Below are 21,016 nucleotides of genomic sequence, written 5' to 3' on the forward strand. Positions count from 1 at the left end.
TTTTCGCCCCTTCCTGTCGCTCCTGGAGCCATTGTTAATGGATCTATGCTGTAAATCACCGTTTTACTAATTTGGGCTCAAAGCCTACACGCAGTACATCTCCCAGTACATTAAAGCTCAACACGGTCAGTAAAATAAGCAATCCCGGAAACAATGCCATATATGGTGCCTGTGCAATATAACCTTGGGCATTATTCAGCATACTGCCCCACGTAGCGTTCGGCAGTTGAACACCAAAGCCGAGAAAGCTCAGTGATGATTCCATCATAATGGCTGAAGCGATATTGTTCGTCGCTCCTACGATAATGACTGGAATCAGATTGGGAACGATGTGCTTCAGGATAATGCCAAATGTACTTTGTCCTGAAGCCTTAGCGTATAGTACATACTCCCGTTCGCGCAGCGTCATCGTCTCTGCCCGCACCACCCGGGCGATATTCATCCACATGAGCAGGGCGATAATGACAATGATATTGCCAACGCCTGGCTTCAAAAACACACTAAGCAGCAATATAACTAGAAAAGACGGAATCGACATGATTAGCTCCAAAATCCGCATAAGCAGGTTGTCAATCCACCCGCCAAAATAGCCGCTCACAATGCCTACCACTGCACCAATACTGGTCGCAATAATCATAGAGGCAAAGCCCACCAGCAAGGATACACGACCGCCATACAGCGCTCTTGTAAAATAGTCCCGACCGTAATCGTCCGTTCCAAACCAGTGTGCGCCTCCCGGTGGTTGGAGGCGCTCCAGTACGTTCAGCTTATTCGGGTCCTGCGGTGATAAAAATGCGAAAATCGCTCCCAGCGAGAATACGATCAATAGTATGAGGGCGACGGCGCCCATTTTGCTCGTCATCAGCTCGATCCCGATGTTGCGCCATTTGCTCCGATTCATGTTTTCACCTCGTTGATTTAATTCTCGGGTCCGCCATGCTGTACAAGATATCTGCCAGCAGATTGCCCAGGATCAGCAGCAAAGCGGAAAATAAAGTAATCCCCATAATGACGGGATAATCCATTCCTTTTACAGCCGTCATGCCCAGCGAGCCAATGCCCGGCCAGGAAAATACCGTCTCCGTCACAATGGCTCCCGCTACCAGATCCGCAACCGACATACCAAGCAGCGTAATGATGGGCAGCAGCACATGCTTGAGCACGTGTCGGAACAAAACCAGTCGCTGTCCAGATCCGAACGCGTACTGTATCTGCACGTACTCTTCCTTAAGCTGCGTAATCGTGCTGGAACGGATGTACCTCACATAGACGGATAGAAAGCCAAAGGCCAGTACAAAACATGGCAAAATTCCATGCTTGATTACATCCAGCACCGAGTCCGTTCCGATCGTACGCATCCCTGTACTTGGAAGCCAATGCAAATAAATTGCAAATAGATAAATAAGCAAAATGCCAAGCCAAAACAATGGGACAGAAATACCGATGTACGACATTAGATTAATGAGCTTGTCGATCCAGCGATTCCGATTGGCCGCAGCAATCAAACCAAGTGGAATTGCAATCAACACAGCGAGTATGATGGAGGCGCCCATTAACCCCGCTGTCGCCGGGAGACGGTCGAGAATCTGATCCAGTACAGGCTGATGATTAATTAGCGAATAACCTAGATCTCCTGTCAGGCTTTTTTTAAGCCATAATATGTACTGTACATAAGCGGGCTGGTCCAGCCCCAAGCTATGCCTCATTCTTTCAATATCTTCCAGATGCATATTCGGTGTAACAAAAGAGAGAACCGGATCACCTGGAGCCAGCTTGATCAAGCCGAAGCAGACGATGGACACAAAAAATAGCATCGGTATAACTTGCAGCAACCTTCTGGCGATGAGTTGTCTCATACGTTTTCCTTCCCCTTGCTGTTTTCGAAAAAAATAAGCTGGTTACCCCAGCTTATTTTTTGAAAACCCTGTCTTATTTGTGATAAATTTTGGACAAATCCTCGAAAATCACGACCGGCTTCAACACAGCCTGATCAATACCGCCATACTGCTTGTCGAAGGCCACAATCGTTTTGGTGTATGCAATTGGGTAGATAACCGCATCATCAGCCAAAATTTCTTGTACCTTTTTATAAATTTCTCCACGTTTAGTCGTATCCGACTCACCCGCGCCCTCTTCCAACAACTTATCTACTTCTTTATTAGAATAATGCGAATAGTTGGAGGACGATCCCGTGCTATACAAAATACGATACGCGTCAGGGTCATACCCCATGATATAGCCGCTGATCGCCAGATCGAAATCCTTGGCATTCGTATCAACGAATTTTTGCGACCACGCTGAGGAATCCATACTGTTCACATCCAGCTGAACGCCAATATCCTTGAACTTCTGCTGGATATACAGCGCCTGTGCTTCCTGAACCTTGTTGCCGCCCGGAATGATAATGCGCAGCTTCAGCCCTTCAGCGCCGGCCGATTTCAGCAGCTCCTTCGCCTTGTTCACATCATTATTGAAAAATGCAACATCATTCGTGTGATACAGTACATCCTGTGTCAAAGCGGACTTTGCAGTATCTGCATAATCTTTGGAGCCATACGATACCTGGATCAATTCATCCTGATTCAGTGCATAAGAAAGCGCCTGACGTACTTCTTTTTTGTTCAACTGCTTTGTATCACTGTTTTCATTAAACATCAGGTAAGCCAAGCGGCCTTCGCTGTAAGGGAAAATGTCAAACTTATCTGTCGCTTTAATGGTGTCTACGTTTTGTGGGTCGAGATAGTTTACATTGATTTCACCATTTTGCAGGGCTAAATTGGCAGCATTCGAATCTTTAACAATCCGATATGTCACAGAATCCAGATGCGGCTTGCCGCCAAAATAGTTATCGAACCGTTCAAGTGTAACGTACTCGCCAGTTTTGTACTCTTTAAATTTGAAAGGACCTGATCCAACCGGAGTGTTGTTTTTCGTGCTTTTCTCAATATCCGCTTCATTCTCAAAAATGTGCTTCGGAATCGGGGATACCTGTACCAGGGCCGCCTCAAAAGCTGGGGCTGGCTGAGGAAGCTTGAAGTCCACCGTCGTATCATCAACCTTGCTCGCCTGTACTGGCTTGCCGTTGACCATAAAATTACTTCTCAAGAAGCTGTGCTGCTTCTCATCTAAAATTTTGTTAATCGTGAAAACGACATCGTCAGCTGTCAGCTTCTCGCCATCATGCCAAGTCAGATCCTTTTTCAGTTTTAGTGTATAGGTCAACTTGTCTGCCGAAGGAGTCAGGCTATCTGCCAAATAAAACGTCTTCTTGCCATTGTTCACTTGGAACAAAGGTGCAAATATCGCTTGATCTATCGTCAGACTTACCCGGTCACCCGCATAGTTCGGATTCAGCACCACCGGATCGGCTTGCACGCCGATAATCAGGCTGCCACCATCTTTGGGCTGTCCGTTATCCGCTGTAGTTGCATCTGTGCCAGACGCACTACCATTCGTCGCAGACGAAGATCCCGAATTTCCGCCGGAGCATGCACTTACTACCAACATTAATACGATGAATACGAATATACCTGTCAAATTACGACGCATCGCTCTAGCCTCCAAATTCTTTAAGTATGTATTAAAAAATATTATAAATCGGAATAGTCGGATTTACAATCGTTCAAAAACTGTTTATTCCCCTTGTCATTAGCATTGCAGACATTATGTGATCGAATTAGCAAAAAAGACACCCGTTAAGGGCGTCTTTTAGAAGACCAGCAAACTGATTAATGCCAAGATGGCAGGCAGACCTTGCTTTAATAAAATAGACTTATTAGCCGTTAATGCACCATACACTGCAGCCACTACTACGCAAATGACAAAAAATAATTCGATTTGCCGCCCGATCACAGGATCGGGATAGATCAAGCCCCACACCAATCCAGCAGCCAGAAATCCGTTATACAGCCCCTGATTGGCTGCCAAGGACTTGGTCACTCCTGCCAGTTCCTTCGAGGTACCGAACGTACGCATCGCGCGTGGAGTCGTCCACAAAAACATTTCCAATACTAAAATGTACACGTGCTCCAGCGCTACAATTCCAACCAATATTGAACTAAGTAGGCTCAAATCGCTTCCTCTTTTCCACATGAAATTACTCTGAGGTCATCTTAGATTGATCCTCAAAAGTATAGTTCATCTACCAAAAGCAGTAAAGAGACCGAGCCTATGGCCCGGTCTACTATTTACATGAAGTCTAAAGCCTTACATCGTTCTCGCAAAATCCAACAAAGCTTTGGACATACTGTTGATCTCGTCCGTAGATGCATTGACTTGCTGTGTTAGCGCGGCTTGTGTTTGTGTCAGCGTAGACATATTCCCGATGTTGTGCAGAATTCGCTCGATGAGTGTTTTCATTTCGTCCAGACTGGTCTCGATATTCCCGGTCGCATCCGCACTATGGATGGCAAGTTTTCTGACTTCATCTGCAACTACTGCAAAACCCCGTCCCTGCTCGCCTGCACGCGATGCCTCGATTGCAGCATTCAGACCCAATAGATTCGTTTGATTCGCAATCTCTTTAATGAAGTTCGAAATGTTTTGCGTCTCTTCTGCACTGACTTTGGCCTGATTCGCTGCCTCTGTCGATTGCTCTTGAGCCGTAGCCAATTCCTGTGCCTGGTTACTAACCGAGTTAACACCGTTCACCATTTCTGTAATGGAATCGGAGAGATGCTGAATTTTGAGCGTAAGCTCGTCTGCAACAGCCTGCTTTTCCTTTTCCACTGTGATATCACGGATTGTTCCGGCAATGCGAATAGGTACTCCCCTGCTATCGCGCAATGTTTTCCCACTGCAATAGTACCAGCGATGTTCACCATTCTTACGCACTAAACGGCATTCCATTTCGTACGGTGTGCGCCCCGTATAATCATTTAAATGATCATTCAAAACTTTAATCGCCATTTCAGCATCCTCGGGATACAGGATTGAAGCCCAGCTGCTAAGCTTGCTTGGAAAATCCTGCTCGTCCTTAAAACCCAGCGTTTCGCGGAATTGCGGTGACCACCAAAATGTATTATCCGGATTCTCTATGTCCCCTCCGATAATATTTACATCGTAAGGAGCTTCAACCAACACGAGGTTGATGAGATCATATCTTGTAACTAGCGCCTGAAGCTCCTCTGACTTAATCTTCTGATCGTGCACATCCAACAGAGCGCCCGCAATACGAAGCGGTACTCCCTGCTGGTCACGGATCGTCGTTCCGGTAGCCCGGAACCAGCGATATTCTCCATGCTTCAGCCTCAAACGATACTGTACGTCATAAGGGGTTTTTCCCGTAGTATCCAGTAAATGATCAGACAATTCTGCCAAAGATCTGTCATAGTCTTCGGGGTGTAGTCGAGATGACCAGCTGTCCAATACATTGGGGAATTCCTTTTCGCTCTGATATCCCAGCATAGAACGGAATTCTTCGGACCATGTGAACGTATTACTTGGATTGACGGGATCACCCGCAATGACCTCCATGTCCCATAAGCCAATCTCTATCGCCTTGGTAACAAGCTTCAAACGGATATCAACATGTTGAGCATCATTTTTCATGGACTCTATCGCTTGGTTGACATTGTTTGCGATTTCTTGAATTTCAGGAGATGCTGAGGGAACCTGTATTGCAGCAGAATAATCCTTTTGCTGTATTCTTTGTGAGAGTTTGCGGCTTTCTTCTACTAAAGGAGCAAGTGATTGAGACTCATTTTTCTTGAGAAACATATATGATCTTCCCTTCTAAGCCAGTTATATAAAACGGTATAATTTAATATCGGAATTTTATTAAGAATCATTATAAATAAATCTATAATCGTATAGGTATTAAGACTTATTTTTCGTGTCCATATACCTATATATCCATACAAAAAACATCGAAAAATGTCGAAAAAGGAAGTGTGTTAACAAGTCTGGAAACAAAAAGAACACCTCTGCATTACTTCGCAAAGGTGCTCTTGGTATCCACTATTCGGTTCAATGTATCTTATTTAATTGAAGCAACGTATTCCTCGCCTTTTTCTTTATCATATTGTCCTTCCCATTTGGACATGACTACAGCCGCAAGCGAGTTCCCTAAAACATTGACTACCGTACGCGCCATATCCAGAATACGATCAATACCAGCGATAAAGGCCAGACCTTCCAGCGGGAGATTCACTGCTCCCAGCGTAGCGAGCAACACGACAAAGGAAGCGCCCGGCACGCCTGCAATACCTTTGGAGGAAATAATCAGCACGAGTACCAGCGTGATTTGGGTCGTGATCGGCAAATCAATGCCATACATTTGGGCAATGAAAATTGCAGCCAGTGCTTGATACAGAGTGGAGCCGTCCAGATTAAAAGAATATCCGATCGGAATGACAAAGGATGTGATTCCCTTCGGACACCCGAATTTCTCCATCTTCTCCATGATCTTAGGCAGGACACTTTCCGAGCTGGCCGTCGAATATGCAAGCAACAGCTCACTTTTCAAAATTTTAACCATAGTCCAGAGACGGGTACCGCAAAGCTTGGCGATAATTCCAAAGACAATCACAATAAACAGTAACATGGAGCCATACACTGACAGTACAAGCTTCAATAACGGCCATAACGAGGCTAATCCAAACTTGGCCACTGTCGTGCCAATCAGTGCAAATACACCGAACGGAGCGAGGCGCATGACCTGATTGGTTACCCAGAACATGGCGTCGGCTACACCTTCAAAGAAATTCAGCACAGGCTTGCCCTTGTTACCAATCGCAGCTACTCCTAGTCCAAACAACACGGAGAAGAATATAATAGCCAGCATATCTCCTTCGCCCAGGGCTTGAATAACATTGGTAGGTACAATATGCACAATCGTATCTATAAAGTTATGGCCTGACTTTTCCGCAGTCTCCACATAGGAATGGATATCGCTCTTGGCCAGGTGGGACATGTCCACGCCCTCACCGGGGCGAACCAGATTGGCAACAAGCAGACCAAACAGGATCGCAATGGTCGTTACAATTTCGAAGTACAGAATCGACTTCCCGCCGAGTTTCCCCAGTTTCTTCATATCTCCGACGCCGGCTACACCAATAATGAGCGTTGAGATTACAATAGGTACGACAATCATCTTGATTAAGCGGATGAAAATATCACCGATCGGCTTTAAGTAGACTTCCACCCCTGAATTGCCGTAAAATAAGGCACCAACAATAATACCTAAAGCCAGACCGATAAAGATTTGCATTGTTAAATTAATCTTTTTCACTTCATGTCCCCCCTGGCTGGTTTGTATATTTTTGCAGTATGCAGCTCTTAATATTCAAATGATGTTATTTATACTACAATCCGAACTATAAAAACCGACAGTTATCTACACATGTATTTGTTTTTTTCTATAAATTCACAAGTATTAATGCTAAGCCTGTGAATTTATCTTACATTGACTTTCTGAAACAAATACCCGGAGGTGAATATGGATGAAGCTAAATACCCTTCTTTTCCTGCTGATGCTTATCTTTATACCCCTAGCAGGTGAGTTGAATATTCACCCGTTCGATAATACATTTCGTCTCAGCTTTGGTACGCCCGTATTTTTTTTCTTTCTGTTATCTATACGTCATATTCCGCCTGCATTATCGGGAGTGTTTGCAGGGATAGCAGTAGTTGCATTTCGTATTTCACTCAATCATTACCTTCATCCCGGCTCTTCCTTTGAAGAATTAATGACCTTGCATGGACCTACCTTTTTTTATTATATGGTTTATGGCCTGCTCTTTCAGGTTCTTAACATTAATGCTGAGCCTTACCGCGCACTGCGTGTGGGCATCCTCTCTGTGGGAATTGAGGTTGCCGCAAGTGTGGCAGAGCTTAGTGTCCGGCGAAGCATTGACGGTGATTTCTGGGACATCGTTAAGATCAGTAAAGTGGCTTTTATGGCCATGATCCGCAGCTTCTTTGTGCTTGGGTTCTATAATATGATTCGATTAAATCAATCTGTTCAGCATGAAGAGGCACAAAGACAGCAAACGGAACGAATTTTACTCCTGGTATCAGACTTGTATGAGGAGTCAGTCCAGTTAGGCAAAACTTTGTCACATGCAGAGCAAATCACCCGTGAAAGCTATGAGCTATACCGCGAGCTGCAGCAGGATGAATCTCTGAAAGATAGAGAACATTACGCCAGACAGGCACTTCGTATTTCCGGACAAGTCCATGAGATTAAAAAAGACAGCCAGCGGATTTTTGCCGGTTTGTCCAAGCTCATTGATTCGGAAAGCGACGTGCATTATATGACCTCACAGGAACTCGGCGAGCTGATCGTCCGAACGAACAGCAAATACGCCCAATCGCTAGGCAAGTCTATCCGTTTCACGCTGAATTTCGATCCTTTGTTGCCCAAACTGCATGTTTATACAGTTCTCACTCTAATTAACAACCTGACCTCCAATTCAGTAGAAGCGATGAAAGACAGTGGAAGGATTGACGTCTCCATTCATTTTCTACCAGGACAAGAGGATATAATATCCTTTAGTGTCACCGATAACGGTCCAGGTATTCCTCAGCGCAAACGGGAAATGATCTTCACACCGGGATACACGACCAAGTATGATGAGGGAGGACAGCCTTCGACCGGCATGGGTTTATTTTATGTGCGTGAAGTCGCGGAGAGTCTTGATGGAACGCTTGAACTACTACAGAATGAAGATGAGCATACAGATAGATTACAGACCACTTTTAGAATCATATTACCTTTACGGAAACTGACGGAGAAAGGAAGATAGCCTGGATGCGTTTTTATATTGTAGATGACGATCAGGGGATTCGTTCTATGCTGGCAGACATTATTGAAGACGAGGGTTTAGGAGAGGTTGTTGGGGAAGCGGAGGATGGTTCCTACGTGAATAGCGGCCTGCTGGAGCTGAACCGAATTGATGTATTGCTGATTGACCTGCTGATGCCGCTTCGTGACGGCATTCAGACCGTGCGTGCACTCGGTGATCAATTTAGCGGAAAAATCATTATGATTTCTCGGATTGAATCCAAAAACATGATCGGTGAGGCGTACTCACTCGGTATTGAATATTATATTGCCAAGCCCTTAAACCGACTGGAAATTATTGCAGTTATCCAAAAAGTAACCGAACGCCTGCGTATGCAGCAATCGATTACAGATATCCAACGCACACTGCAAGGACTGTCGATGTTCACATCGAATGGCCCATCAGCGACACTGGAACCGACCCGAAACATTGTGAGTTCGGGACAGTTTCTGCTCTCCGAAATGGGAATGATCGGCGAAGCCGGAAGTGTGGATTTACTGGATATGTTGGAATACTTGGACCAATATGAGGAGGAAACAGGCAATCTATCCCCCTATCTGTTTCCCTCGCTGAAGGATATATTTGCCAATATAGCGTTGAAACGATTAGGACACTCAGCTTCAGCAATAGAGCTAAGCAAGGAAATCAAGGCATCGGAGCAGCGTGTCCGCCGCGCTATTTTCCAGACATTAAGCCATATTGTATCGCTCGGATTGACCGACTATACCCATCCTAAGTTTGAAAATTATGCATCCAAGTTTTTTGATTTTACAGAAATCCGCAAAAAAATGTTGGAACTGCAAAACAATGTGGAGCCTTCACTATCTCAAGCCCGCATTAATACGAAAAAGTTCGTGCAGGTGCTCTATATGGAAGCAAAACGGCTATTGCATTAAAAGAAAAGCACCCGCATCTCTCCATGTGGCTATCACATGAAGAATAAACAGGTGCACATTGTCGATGATTTAAATGTCCTTTGGAATTGAGACTCATCTTCTGCTACTCCATAGCTTCCAAGAAACCTACGCCATCGGACAGCAGACGCTTCAAGACATTTAGTTCTTCAGAGCTGTAACGATCTAAAAATTGAAATAACTGATGCTGTGCCTTAGCATGCAGCCGCTCATGTACAAGAAAGAGCTTTTTCCCCAACGGGGTTAGCCGAAAATAAATCTCTTTTTTGTTGTCGTTCAGCTGGGTTCTGCGAATCCAGCCTCCCTTGAGCAGCTTGGTGCTAACTTTCGAAACGGTACCCTTGCTCAGCTCCATTCGTTCCGCTAAGGTTGTAACATTGATCGGCTCATGCCTCCCAATACAATCCATAACGTGCACATCCGTCATATTGAGCGAAGTCATTCCGTCAAAGTGCTCGCGGATTTCCTCGAGAAAGATCATGCCCTCTCTCTGCTGATGCTGCTCCAGCTGGTGATTCATCTTAATAAGCAAATCATAGACATGCTGAACCGATGTCGCCTTCTCCATACGAACAAGTAGTCACTCCTTTGGCATACTCCTCCTTTCATTATAGCCCACATTTGTTTCACAGGAAACAATATGGTCATGATCATACCTTTTTCTTTTATATTAACGTGACAATGCATCCTTAATAACACTCAATATATCCGTTTGTTTCACAGAAACAGCCCAAGCGATATACCCATCCGGACGGATGAGAACCGTATGCACATCTCTCCATCCAACGGGCAATTCTTCAGCTACGGCCTCCACATATGAAATATGTGAAAGTGAGATATGGCGAAACTCATTCGATACCTTAGTATCCTGTGCAAGATGGAGAAGTACAAATCGGCCTTCATGAAGAAGATCGTAAGCATACGATGTCACTCCGTTAGGCAACCGCAATTCAAAATCAGCAAACCGTTTCCCGTTCAGCGGATGCTGCGGTATATTGCCAGCCCCTGGATAACATACATCCAGTGCACTAATCTGCTCTGCCATAGACCGATTAATTTCCGGATGGCGGAACCATTCCTCATGTAATTGGCGGTGCGCCAAGACAGCAGGCGTAAAATCCATTAAGCGGGTCTGAACCTCGGTATTCCGTAAAAACTGCGTATTAACCGGATAGCGTTCGTCATGATACCTATTCAGCAGCGTGTCTGGAGCCCAGCCACGAATCACTCCTGCAAGCTTCCATCCCAGATTCGCAGCCTCTTGCAAGCCAACATTCATTCCCTGTCCGCCTGCCGGGAAGTGGATATGCGCAGCATCACCTGCTAGCAGGATTCTCCCTTTACGATAGGTCTGCGCCTGCCGCGTTGCATTCCCAAATCGAGATAACCAGCGAGGATTGGATACGCCAAGATCTGTACCAAGCAGATCGTACAGCTCTGTGCGCACTTCTTCCAGCGTTACAGGTGCGTCTTTCGGGACATCCATCAATCGAAGTGTAGTCAAAATAACCCGATAAATACCTGGAGACACGGGGGCAATCATCACCCCGCCTCGTTTATTATATTCGGAATGTACGCCATTTTCAGGCGGATTGGCTAACTCTACATCCGCTAATACAGCAGTCAGAGTAGTATCCGTGCCCGGAAAAGCAATCCCCGCTTGTTTCCGCACGATGCTCCCGGCCCCATCCGCTCCTACGACATAGGCAGCAGTCATCACCGATACATTGGCTTGTGGTCCAGACGCGCGTACACTCACCACTTCTACGCCCTGCTCCTGCTCCCGTACAGATACCACTTCCATGCCACGATGGACGACAACTCCCAGCTTGAGCGCATGCTCCTCAATCAGCTGCTCTGTAATCACCTGTGGGATAAACAATGTATAATTGGAGGAACTATCAAGCACAGAAAAATCCAAGCGGGTATCCAGCATTGCAAAGTGACCTGTACGTATAGGTCTGCCGTGCTTCATAAACCGCTCCTTCAATCCACGCATATCAAACATCTCAAGTGTCCGTGGATGTAGCGTAAGCGCACGCGACTGGCGAATAGGCTCCTCCAAACGTTCAATTACACATACGCTTACCCTCGCCAATGCCAACTCAGCAGCCAACCACATCCCAACGGGTCCGCCGCCTACAACAATCACTTCGTAATCCATGTTCACACCCCTATCTAAAAACTTTATTCCCACCACCTATTGTTTCAACAGAAACAATATATATATACAGAAAGCTCCCCTTAACGTTTCCGTATATACTAAACAACACATATAAATGTCGTTTATTGTTTCTCTTGAAACAATATTATTGTAATTTAATTGAGAACAATTATCAACTACTTTATTAAAATGATTTCTGCCCTTTACTTTAAACCACGTATTCATTTACATTTTGGAAAATATAATTGTATAATCGTAAAATAAGACTAAGCTAGAAACAAGCTCTCATAGAAGGGATGATCCTACATGTCGGATGCCAACCAATTATTCGGTCAAGCGCTGGTTAAATCACTGGTCGGGGAACGTGGACATATTCGCGTGGTTCGGGCTTTGCCAGATATTAACGTCGAGCTAGCAGGTAAGAAAAACGCAGAAATGCCCTACAGCATTTATCAACTACTGAAACATATGATTTACTGGCAGCAATTTATGTTGGAGCATTTGGAAGGACGGAAGCCCCAGCTTCCGGGCAATGTCATGGAAAGCTGGCCCGAAGAAACTGGACCGCAAAGCGAAGAGGCATGGCAGGCTGTCATTAATGAATTTTTACAAGGCGTAGATCGGGCTGTGCAAATTGCCGAAACCGCGCAACTGGATGAATCACTGGCTCATTTCCCAGGTGAAACAAAAGCGGGATTGCTGCGAAATATCGCTTCCCACAATTCCTATCATTTGGGTGAAATTGTACTACTGCGCCGTATTTATGGAGCTTGGCCACCACCAGGAGGCGGCTTTCCTGCATAAAGGCACACCTACCCTTGCCATACGTGGCACACCTCCAAATGGCATTGGGATTTAGGCACAGCGTGGAGTACGCCTGCGTATCCTATGAAGGAACCCGCTAGCGAATGGAAGCCGTTCATGCATAATCAGGAGTCATCGGAAAAACGGTTCCCATAATGCAAGCTCAAAGAGAGGCTCCGAGGATATGGTAAAACACTTATATTTAAATCGTAATATTGCCTGTATGATCGTGATCAGCCTTATTGCTAACATGAGTGGAAGCATGATCCTTCCACTCTTTGCTATTTATGTAGAGCAATTCGGGATATCTACACTTGGCATGAGCATTTTATTTTCTTTGTTTTATGTGGGAAGATTTCTTGGTGGAGGCATGGCAGGACAAATATATGAAAAGATCGGTGCAAAACGCTTGGGGTTGAGCTTACTCATCGCCGAAATTGTTTGTATGCTTCTGTTCCCGTTTGCAGGAAGCTTTATTGTTTTATCTATACTTAGACTTCTTCAAGGCTTGGTGGCTATAGGGCTAACCGTCTTCGTCAGAGTCACGATCAACCATATGAGCACCGCAGAGAATCGAGGCACGCTCAATGGATATATCAGCAGCAGTGAAGGTGCTGGTATGATTTTAGGCCCTCTTATAAGTGGAGTTATCGTTTCTTATTTTTCTTTATCCTTTCCATTCTATTTCGTTGCCTTTTTTGCCTGTATATCCTTCGTTGCCGTTTCAAGAATGACTTTCGCTAATTCTTTCTTAAAGCCACAGCCATATCATCCCCCCTTTCAAAAATCGCAGAGAAGAATCAAATTAACGAAACAGTTGTTGCTTTATTCCACCGTTCATTTTCTTGAAATGAGTGCATTTGCTATATTTTTAACATACTTCTCGGTATATGCGACCTACAAGCTCCATTGGAGTCCAGCAGAAATCAGCGTAGCCTTTACAATCATCGGCATATCGACCTTTGTATCAGCACCCTTTATTGGCAAAATATCTGATATGCTCAAGGATCGCTTGCTGCTATGTATCATCGGTCTATTTTTAATCATGATAGAAATTATCTTATTTTTATGGTTCACAGAACCGTGGATTGTATACTTAGGGATGTTCATCGGAGGTATAGGAGGAGCCAGCTATTTGGATTCCTTTTACTCGCAGCTAGGAGATGTTATTCCTGAAGACAATAGAAGCTCATTTATCGGCAACGTCGTATCTTTGTCCGAAGTGGGGGCCATTGTGTCTCCAATCATTGCAGGCGCGCTCATGGACCGTTTTAGCCTCAATACCCCCTTTTATTACAATATGATATTAGTATTGATTGCGATTGTTATTCAATATATTATTCGTTTAAAATCAAAATCCATAAGAAAAAGGCCACTTGCATAAGCAAATGGCCTCCTTTGTGTTCATCACAGTTCCAACTCGACTGCAACGCCGAAATGATCGGATACAACGGGTCCTGTTTTCCCGTTCAGTACGACCGTTGAGGATTGAACCTGTACTGTCTTATTGGAAAAGATATAGTCAATACGGAGCGGCTCCGCATTACTTTCCCAGCCAGCAATAGCCTTGATGACCGTGTGTCCTGCATCACGTACAGCTGCATTCGGATAGGTGTCTGACCAACCGGATTGCAATACATAGTCATATCCTTCTCCGCGCACTTCAGCCGCGTTGTTGAAATCCCCCATCACAAACATAGGAGCCGGAGCTAAAGGAGCGAGCACTTCGATTGTACGATCCCATAGTCCGCGGAAGGATTCCTCATCATTCCACCAGTTATAATGCCCACTGACAAACCAGGCCTGCACTCCGTCCACCACAGTCTGAATGCCCACAATTTTACGCGAGCGGTAGTTGTCATAGTCCTGTACCGAGGAAACATATTCATTCACCGTAGCTGTAATCGGTGCTTTGGACAGAATCGCCAAACCCTCGTCATATTTGGCAAAACCCACATGCGCAGGAGCCCACGTCCAGTGATAGGCATCGGACAATAGCCCATTCAGTACATAAGCATAGTTATCACGTTTAATGACAACTTCAGGATCTGCACTATAGTACGCGCCCAAATCGTCCGCTGACAAAGGAGTCTCTTTCATGGACTGATTCACTTCCTGCAAAGCAATGACATCAAACTGCTGTTCATCAATAAAAGCAGCCAATTGCTTCAGCTTATCGTGCTGGTTTTCTTCCATCCAAGCATGTGCATTTAAGGTTAACAATTTCAAGCTAATCACCTATTGAGTATGTCTTGTATATCTGATTTAAGCACATCGGCCTTTGGCCCGTAAACCGCTTGTACCCCATTATCTACTTTAATTAAGCCCAAGGCGCCTAGCGCTTTCCACGTCTTTTCATCCCCGACAGCTTCTGTATCCTTCACCGTCACACGCAGACGGGTCATGCAAGCATCCACCTCGACAATGTTTTGCTCACCCCCAAGTGTCTTGATGATATCCGCAGCCAATTGATTTTGAGTTGAAACCGCTGCCACACCATCCGTTAATGTACTCTCTGCCTCGGAAGTCGCTTGAGGCTCCTCATCCGTATAGTTCCCCAGTCTTCCTGGCGTAGCCATTTTGAATTTACCGATCATAAAATACGCGATAAAGTAGGTTGCTACCGCAAACACAACACAAGTCAGTACGAAGTTGATTATATCCTGTACCAACCCCGCATTTATAGACAATGGCAATCGAGTCAGCAGTTCAATCATACCAAATGAATGTAAACGCAGATGTATGATATCAGCCATTCCGAACGCGATTCCGGTAAGAATAGCATAAACTACATACAACACGGGCGCTACGAACATAAACATGAACTCCAGCGGCTCCGTCACCCCTGTTAAAAAGACGGCTGCTGCTGCAGAGAAAATCATTGACTTGTACTTGCTGCGTTTATCTTTATCTACACGACGATACATAGCCACGGCCAGCCCCATAAGGATACCCGCTCCGCCGATCATCTGTCCTACTTTGAAGCGGGCAGGCGTTACGTCTCCCAGCAAGCTGTTGTAGGCTGCCGGATCCGTACCACGAAGCGCACTGAGATCACTAGCCCAAGCCAGCCACAGCGGGTCTTGCCCAGCAACAACGCTTCCTGCTCCAGAACCCGTGAGCACCGTGTAAACGCCACCAAGTTGAGTATAGTTAATAGGAACGGTCAGCATATGATGAAGACCAAAAGGAATCAGCAGTCTTTCTAGTGTACCATAGACAAACGGCGCTACAAAAGGAGCCGACTCTCCCGAAGTCGCCAACCAGACGCCAAATTGGTTAATCCCTCCTTGGACAAATGGCCAGACAGCAGACATGATCAAACTAACGATTACAGACCATAAAATCACGACAAACGGGACAAAACGCTTACCGTTAAAAAAGGCTAGAGCATCGGGGAGCTTGCGGTAATTATAATATTTATTAAATACCACGGCCCCAACGAAGCCGGAGATGATACCGACAAACACGCCCATATTGAGTGCAGGCGCCCCCAAAATAGAGGTGAAATAACCACTAACTGGAATTGTTGCACCGAAGAGGGTATGGGTAGTTGCTCCCTCTTGTGTTAGCATCTTCGAGGATACGCCCAAAATCGTTCCTGTTGAAATATTGATGAGAACAAAGGCAATTAAAGCCGCAAAAGCCCCGCCCGCTCGTTCCTTAGCCCAGGAACCACCAATCGCCACGGCAAACAGGATGTGTAAATTGTTGATAATGCCCCAGCCCAGATTCTCCATGACCCCGCCGACAGTCACCCAGAAATGAATATCGCCAGCCAACATCGCCACTACTTTACCAAGTGAAATCATAATCCCGGCTGCTGGCATGACAGCAACAACCACAAGAAGTGCCTTCCCAAGCTTTTGCCAAAAATCAAATGATAGAAGTTTTTTCATGCTCGTTCAGTCTCCATCCCTTATAGTATGTATAGCATGGGTAGTGCTCAATAAAAAATATTATGCAATCGGTTGCACGATTATTATAATGATATCGCTTTCTATTGGCAATACCCTAGTTATAAATATCTTGGTTAATGATGATAGAAATACTCGAAAAAGCCGCTAATTTGTTGAAATTGGAGCAATATCGTATGATAGAACATAATATTTTCTGCTTGAGATAGCAAAAGGAGACGAAGACGATGGCAGTAACCATCAAAGATGTCGCAAAACGTGCTAAAGTTGCTACTTCCACCGTATCCCGTGTCATTCAAGACAGCCCCAAAATCAGCGAAGCCACCAAGGCACGCGTTCGCAAAGAAATGAAGGCGCTTGGCTATGAACCCAACTATTCCGCTCAAAGCCTGGCTAACCGTGTCACACAGTCAATAGGCATTATTATGCCTGAATCGGACGTGGCGATCTTTCAGAATCCTTTCTTTCCGGAAAGCCTACGCGGGATCAGCGAATGGGTAAACGAGCACAACTATACACTGTCGATTGTCACAGGCAAGACGAGTGATGAATTGCTATCCCGCGTAAAGCTAATGACCCGGACCGGACGCGTTGACGGCTACATTGTCCTGTACTCCAAGCAAAAGGATAGCATCGTGGAGTATCTTCATAAAGAGAAAATTCCCTATACCGTCATCGGCAAGCCTCAGCAGTTTATCAGTGAAACTACCCATGTAGACAACGATAACTACCAGGCTGCCAAGGATGTGGTCACTTATTTGACGGGGCTGAACCATGAGCGCATTGCTTATGTTGGCGGTGATCAGGAACACATCGTAAATCTTGAAAGACTTCGAGGCTACCAAGACGCACTACGAGAAGCCGGCTTGCCTCTACCAAAAGAATACGTGGTTAGGGAGCCCTTTAATCTGGAGGACATGCGCACGTTATTACAGGCTTCCCCGCCACCTACAGCGATGATCGTTAGCGATGACCTTGTAGCCATGGCCGTACAGAAAATGCTTGCTCAGTTAGGCGTATCCATGCCAGAGCAGCTTTCCATGGTGAGCTTTAATAACTTGATGCTGGCTGAGCTGATGAATCCCCCTCTTACTTCCGTGGATATTGATATCTTCAGCCTTGGTTATCAGGCTGCCAAAAGTCTGATCGAAAAAATTAAAGACCCGAAAGAATTGACCAAGCACATCATTGTTCCCCACCGAATTGTAGAGCGCAAATCAAGCCAGACACTATGAATCTCTAAGAAATGAACAAGAACTGATTTTGTGGATATTCATAAAATCAGTTTTTTTGCGTTGACAGGGCAAACGGTTGCACTATATACTGAACTCGCTCATATATTGGTTCCGTTAAAACAACGATCTCATTTTCCGAGAGGGGTACGCAATCATGGTTTACAACCGATTATTTGACGTAGATAGTTGGAAGCTGACAACACACACTCTACATAGCACACACATGCGATTACAGGAAAGCTTAACGTCCATAGGCAACGGTTATATGGGCATGCGCGGCAATTTTGAAGAAACTTATTCAGGGGATCGTCATCAAGGGACGTATATCTCCGGTATATGGTTCCCTGACAAAACAAAGGTAGGCTGGTGGAAGAACGGCTATCCTGAATATTTTGGCAAGGTCATCAATGCTATGAATTTCATCGGCATCCGTCTGATTGTAAACCAAGAGGAAGTGGACTTATTTACGGCACAGATCAGCGATTTTGTGCAGGAGCTGGACATGAAGCAGGGAATCCTGCGGCGCGCTTGTACTGTGAACGACCAGGTTCGTATCACTACAGAGCGTTTTCTGAGCATTACCACACGTGAATTATGCCTGATTGATTATCAGGTCGAAAATATAAGCGATCAGCCTTTAAGCATTGAGCTTGTTCCTTATTTGGACGGCAATACGAAAAATGAGGACACCAACTATGACGAGGTATTTTGGCTGGAAGAGGCCCGTGAGGTTCAAGAGCAATTCATCAGCCTGTCCACAACGACGATAGATAATCCCTTCGGTATTCCGCGCTTTACCGTAAACGCTACCATGGGTATTGTAACCGAGGGGCAAGATGAGCAGACGACGGAAGAAAGCTTTTTGTATGCTGCACGCCACTATCAGTACAACGTCTCATCAGGGGACCGTATCCAACTGCAAAAAATTGTAGCCGTCACCACTTCACGCGATATGGAAAAGGATGCATTGATTCCGCAAGGTGAACGCATCGCTGTAGAAGCTGTCAACAAAGGCTACACCTCTCTTAAGCAGGAGCATATCGACGCTTGGGCCAGACGCTGGGATAAGGCAGATGTCGAAATCGAGGGGGATACGGAGGCCCAACAGGGAATACGCTTTAACATTTTCCAGCTATTCTCTACGTACTACGGTGAAGATGCCCGTCTGAATATCGGACCGAAGGGCTTTACGGGTGAAAAATATGGCGGTGCCACCTATTGGGATACAGAAGCATATGCCGTACCTATGTACCTGGCGCTTGCAGACCCGGACGTAACGCGAAATCTGTTGCTGTACCGTCACCAACAACTGGAAGGTGCCAAGCATAACGCAGCCCAGCAAGGGCTTCGAGGGGCATTGTACCCTATGGTCACTTTTACAGGCGTGGAATGCCATAACGAATGGGAAATTACCTTCGAGGAAATTCATCGTAACGGTGCGATTGCCTATGCCATTTACAATTACACCAATTATACGGGTGACTTGACTTATCTGCATGAATACGGAATCGATGTACTGGTCGAAATTAGCCGCTTCTGGGCCGATCGGGTTCATTTTTCTAACAGTCGTCAGCAGTATATGATCCACGGGGTTACTGGGCCGAACGAATACGAGAATAACGTCAATAACAACTGGTATACCAATACATTGGCTGCGTGGGTTCTGAAATATACATTATCGGTCTTGCCTCAAATTTCGACTGAGAAAGCGCAGCGCCTGGCAGTTACAGCTGATGAGCTTGCACATTGGCAAGATATCATCAACAACATGTATTATCCGTATGATGAAGAGCGAGGCGTCTTCGTACAGCACGATACTTTTATGGATAAAGATTTGCAGCCTGTATCCACTTTGCATCCGAGCAATCTGCCACTTAATCAGAAATGGTCATGGGATAAAATCCTGCGTTCCTGCTTCATTAAGCAAGCAGATGTGCTGCAAGGGCTCTATTTCTTTGGAGACCAGTTCACGCTGGAGGAAAAAGCGCGCAATTTTGCATTTTACGAGCCAATGACCGTTCATGAATCCAGTCTGTCTCCTTCGATTCATGCCGTGCTGGCCGCTGAACTCAAAATGGAAGATAAGGCAGTCGAAATGTATAAACGGACAGCCCGTCTGGATCTGGATAACTATAATAATGACACCGAAGACGGACTTCATATCACCTCCATGACAGGAAGCTGGCTGGCGATTGTACAGGGATTTGCCGGGATGAGAACCTATAATGAAACACTCAGCTTTTCCCCTTTTCTGCCGAAGGACTGGAATAAATATACGTTTAAAATCAACTATCGCGGCCGCTTGCTAAGTATTCTCGTACAGGAGGGTGAAGTAGTCATTACCCTGCTGGACGGAGAACCGCTGACGCTGGAGCTGTATGGACAGCCAACACACATTACCAGTGGGCAATCGTTAATGGCGAACAGTGCTTCATAAATGGACCAGACAGGGGGAAAGCAAATGAAAGCAGTTATTTTTGATCTGGACGGAGTCATTACAGATACGGCTGAATATCATTTTCAGGCATGGGGCAGCTTGGCGGCAGCGCTCAGCATCCCTTTTGATCGGGAATTTAATGAACAGTTAAAAGGAATCAGCCGTACGGAATCACTCGAAAAAATACTAGTGCGTGGTAACCTGTCCGATACGTTATCAGAAGAAGGCAAGCAAGAACTGGCCATGCAAAAAAACACCGAGTATCAGCGGCTTATCTCAGCTTTAACTCCCGCAGACGTTCTTCCCGGTATTAAAGCGCTTCTGAAGGAGCTTCGTGAAGCCCGAATCGGCATCGCGCTCGCCTCTGCGAGCAAAAATGCAGCATTTATACTGGATCGGCTGGAGCTAGCACACTATTTTGACAGTGTGGTGGATGTTACGTCCATTCGGAATGGCAAGCCTGACCCAGAAATTTTCCTCGCCGGAGCTGCGAATTTGGGCGTTCAGCCTGCCGATTGTATCGGCATAGAAGACGCACAGGCCGGCATTCAGGCGATCAAGGGCGCCGGGATGTTCGCAGTTGGTGTAGGAACGCCTTCGCAAATGCAAGGTGCGGATATCGTGGTAGCCACTACAGCCGAGCTTTCTTTGAGTATGCTGGAGGAACATTTTTACGAGTTCAAAAAATGATCTCATTCTGATTAAGTTCATATGACGTTATGTATGACTAGAGACGAACACCATTAGGTGTTCGTTTTT

General features: G+C 45.6%; 17 protein-coding genes. 7 read left to right on the forward strand and 10 right to left on the reverse strand.

Going from position 1 to position 21,016, the window contains the following annotated elements:
• Positions 1-55: 55 nt before the first annotated feature.
• The 6 genes from G7035_RS07075 to G7035_RS07100 all read right to left on the reverse strand — a co-directional run bounded on the left by G7035_RS07075 (position 56) and on the right by G7035_RS07100 (position 7,231).
• Positions 56-901: an ABC transporter permease gene (locus tag G7035_RS07075; protein ID WP_016820191.1), complete on the reverse strand. Its 846-nt coding sequence runs from the start codon at positions 899-901 to the stop codon at positions 56-58.
• 4 nt (positions 902-905) lie between these two features.
• A complete protein-coding gene (locus G7035_RS07080; protein WP_016820190.1) occupies positions 906-1,856 on the reverse strand; it encodes an ABC transporter permease in 951 nt (316 codons plus the stop codon).
• A gap of 73 nt (positions 1,857-1,929) precedes the next feature.
• Complete coding sequence (locus G7035_RS07085) at positions 1,930-3,549, reverse strand: ABC transporter substrate-binding protein (protein WP_019685838.1); 1,620 nt, start codon at positions 3,547-3,549, stop codon at positions 1,930-1,932.
• A 159-nt stretch (positions 3,550-3,708) separates the two neighbouring features.
• Complete coding sequence (locus tag G7035_RS07090) at positions 3,709-4,071, reverse strand: DUF1304 domain-containing protein (RefSeq protein ID WP_019685837.1); 363 nt, start codon at positions 4,069-4,071, stop codon at positions 3,709-3,711.
• A gap of 135 nt (positions 4,072-4,206) precedes the next feature.
• A complete protein-coding gene (locus G7035_RS27800) occupies positions 4,207-5,718 on the reverse strand; it encodes a methyl-accepting chemotaxis protein (protein WP_019685836.1) in 1,512 nt (503 codons plus the stop codon).
• Positions 5,719-5,977: 259 nt separating this feature from the next.
• On the reverse strand, positions 5,978-7,231 hold the full coding sequence (locus tag G7035_RS07100; RefSeq protein WP_016820186.1) for a cation:dicarboxylate symporter family transporter: 1,254 nt from the start codon (positions 7,229-7,231) through the stop codon (positions 5,978-5,980).
• A gap of 211 nt (positions 7,232-7,442) precedes the next feature.
• Between G7035_RS07100 and G7035_RS07105 the strand changes: the two genes are divergently transcribed.
• Positions 7,443-8,747: a sensor histidine kinase gene (locus tag G7035_RS07105; protein WP_019685835.1), complete on the forward strand. Its 1,305-nt coding sequence runs from the start codon at positions 7,443-7,445 to the stop codon at positions 8,745-8,747.
• A gap of 5 nt (positions 8,748-8,752) precedes the next feature.
• The gene (locus G7035_RS07110; protein WP_019685834.1) at positions 8,753-9,682 is read left to right on the forward strand and encodes a response regulator; all 930 of its coding nucleotides are present in this window, start codon (positions 8,753-8,755) and stop codon (positions 9,680-9,682) included.
• Positions 9,683-9,785: 103 nt separating this feature from the next.
• Here G7035_RS07110 and G7035_RS07115 read toward each other — a convergent pair whose 3' ends face one another.
• Both G7035_RS07115 and G7035_RS07120 read right to left on the reverse strand, forming a co-directional pair.
• Entirely contained in the window at positions 9,786-10,268 is a 483-nt protein-coding gene (locus G7035_RS07115; protein WP_019685833.1) for a MarR family transcriptional regulator, read from the reverse strand.
• 102 nt (positions 10,269-10,370) lie between these two features.
• Complete coding sequence (locus G7035_RS07120) at positions 10,371-11,864, reverse strand: monooxygenase (RefSeq protein WP_019685832.1); 1,494 nt, start codon at positions 11,862-11,864, stop codon at positions 10,371-10,373.
• A 306-nt stretch (positions 11,865-12,170) separates the two neighbouring features.
• On the opposite strand from G7035_RS07120, the gene G7035_RS07125 reads away from it, so the two are divergent.
• Positions 12,171-12,668: a DinB family protein gene (locus G7035_RS07125; protein WP_019685831.1), complete on the forward strand. Its 498-nt coding sequence runs from the start codon at positions 12,171-12,173 to the stop codon at positions 12,666-12,668.
• 184 nt (positions 12,669-12,852) lie between these two features.
• On the forward strand, positions 12,853-14,052 hold the full coding sequence (locus tag G7035_RS07130) for an MFS transporter (protein ID WP_019685830.1): 1,200 nt from the start codon (positions 12,853-12,855) through the stop codon (positions 14,050-14,052).
• 23 nt (positions 14,053-14,075) lie between these two features.
• Here G7035_RS07130 and G7035_RS07135 read toward each other — a convergent pair whose 3' ends face one another.
• Positions 14,076-14,897, reverse strand: coding sequence for an endonuclease/exonuclease/phosphatase family protein (locus tag G7035_RS07135; RefSeq protein ID WP_019685829.1), 822 nt, complete (start codon positions 14,895-14,897; stop codon positions 14,076-14,078).
• Between the two features lie 5 nt (positions 14,898-14,902).
• A complete protein-coding gene (locus tag G7035_RS07140) occupies positions 14,903-16,567 on the reverse strand; it encodes a PTS transporter subunit IIBC (RefSeq protein WP_016820178.1) in 1,665 nt (554 codons plus the stop codon).
• Between the two features lie 245 nt (positions 16,568-16,812).
• Between G7035_RS07140 and G7035_RS07145 the strand changes: the two genes are divergently transcribed.
• The 3 genes from G7035_RS07145 (at position 16,813) to pgmB (ending at position 20,947) form a co-directional block, all read left to right on the forward strand.
• Positions 16,813-17,820 (forward strand): LacI family DNA-binding transcriptional regulator, encoded by a 1,008-nt coding sequence (locus G7035_RS07145; protein ID WP_019685828.1) that lies wholly within the window; start codon positions 16,813-16,815, stop codon positions 17,818-17,820.
• Positions 17,821-17,974: 154 nt separating this feature from the next.
• A complete protein-coding gene (locus G7035_RS07150; RefSeq protein WP_019685827.1) occupies positions 17,975-20,257 on the forward strand; it encodes a glycoside hydrolase family 65 protein in 2,283 nt (760 codons plus the stop codon).
• Between the two features lie 24 nt (positions 20,258-20,281).
• The gene (gene pgmB / locus G7035_RS07155) at positions 20,282-20,947 is read left to right on the forward strand and encodes a beta-phosphoglucomutase (RefSeq protein ID WP_016820175.1); all 666 of its coding nucleotides are present in this window, start codon (positions 20,282-20,284) and stop codon (positions 20,945-20,947) included.
• Positions 20,948-21,016 lie beyond the last annotated feature (69 nt).

Source organism: Paenibacillus polymyxa, assembly GCF_015710975.1.
Taxonomy (GTDB): Bacteria; Bacillota; Bacilli; order Paenibacillales; family Paenibacillaceae; genus Paenibacillus; species Paenibacillus polymyxa.

What these genes read in the sequence shown, in the direction of transcription:
- G7035_RS07110 (WP_019685834.1), top strand. Translation starts at nt 8,753, where the DNA reads ATGCGTTTTTATATTGTAGATGACGATCAGGGGATTCGTTCTATGCTG.
- G7035_RS07120 (WP_019685832.1), bottom strand. Translation starts at nt 11,864, where the DNA reads ATGGATTACGAAGTGATTGTTGTAGGCGGCGGACCCGTTGGGATGTGG.
- G7035_RS07140 (WP_016820178.1), bottom strand. Translation starts at nt 16,567, where the DNA reads ATGAAAAAACTTCTATCATTTGATTTTTGGCAAAAGCTTGGGAAGGCA.
- G7035_RS07105 (WP_019685835.1), top strand. Translation starts at nt 7,443, where the DNA reads ATGAAGCTAAATACCCTTCTTTTCCTGCTGATGCTTATCTTTATACCC.
- G7035_RS07150 (WP_019685827.1), top strand. Translation starts at nt 17,975, where the DNA reads ATGGTTTACAACCGATTATTTGACGTAGATAGTTGGAAGCTGACAACA.
- G7035_RS07115 (WP_019685833.1), bottom strand. Translation starts at nt 10,268, where the DNA reads ATGGAGAAGGCGACATCGGTTCAGCATGTCTATGATTTGCTTATTAAG.
- G7035_RS07130 (WP_019685830.1), top strand. Translation starts at nt 12,853, where the DNA reads ATGGTAAAACACTTATATTTAAATCGTAATATTGCCTGTATGATCGTG.
- G7035_RS07080 (WP_016820190.1), bottom strand. Translation starts at nt 1,856, where the DNA reads ATGAGACAACTCATCGCCAGAAGGTTGCTGCAAGTTATACCGATGCTA.
- G7035_RS07085 (WP_019685838.1), bottom strand. Translation starts at nt 3,549, where the DNA reads ATGCGTCGTAATTTGACAGGTATATTCGTATTCATCGTATTAATGTTG.
- G7035_RS27800 (WP_019685836.1), bottom strand. Translation starts at nt 5,718, where the DNA reads ATGTTTCTCAAGAAAAATGAGTCTCAATCACTTGCTCCTTTAGTAGAA.
- pgmB (WP_016820175.1), top strand. Translation starts at nt 20,282, where the DNA reads ATGAAAGCAGTTATTTTTGATCTGGACGGAGTCATTACAGATACGGCT.
- G7035_RS07145 (WP_019685828.1), top strand. Translation starts at nt 16,813, where the DNA reads ATGGCAGTAACCATCAAAGATGTCGCAAAACGTGCTAAAGTTGCTACT.
- G7035_RS07075 (WP_016820191.1), bottom strand. Translation starts at nt 901, where the DNA reads ATGAATCGGAGCAAATGGCGCAACATCGGGATCGAGCTGATGACGAGC.
- G7035_RS07125 (WP_019685831.1), top strand. Translation starts at nt 12,171, where the DNA reads ATGTCGGATGCCAACCAATTATTCGGTCAAGCGCTGGTTAAATCACTG.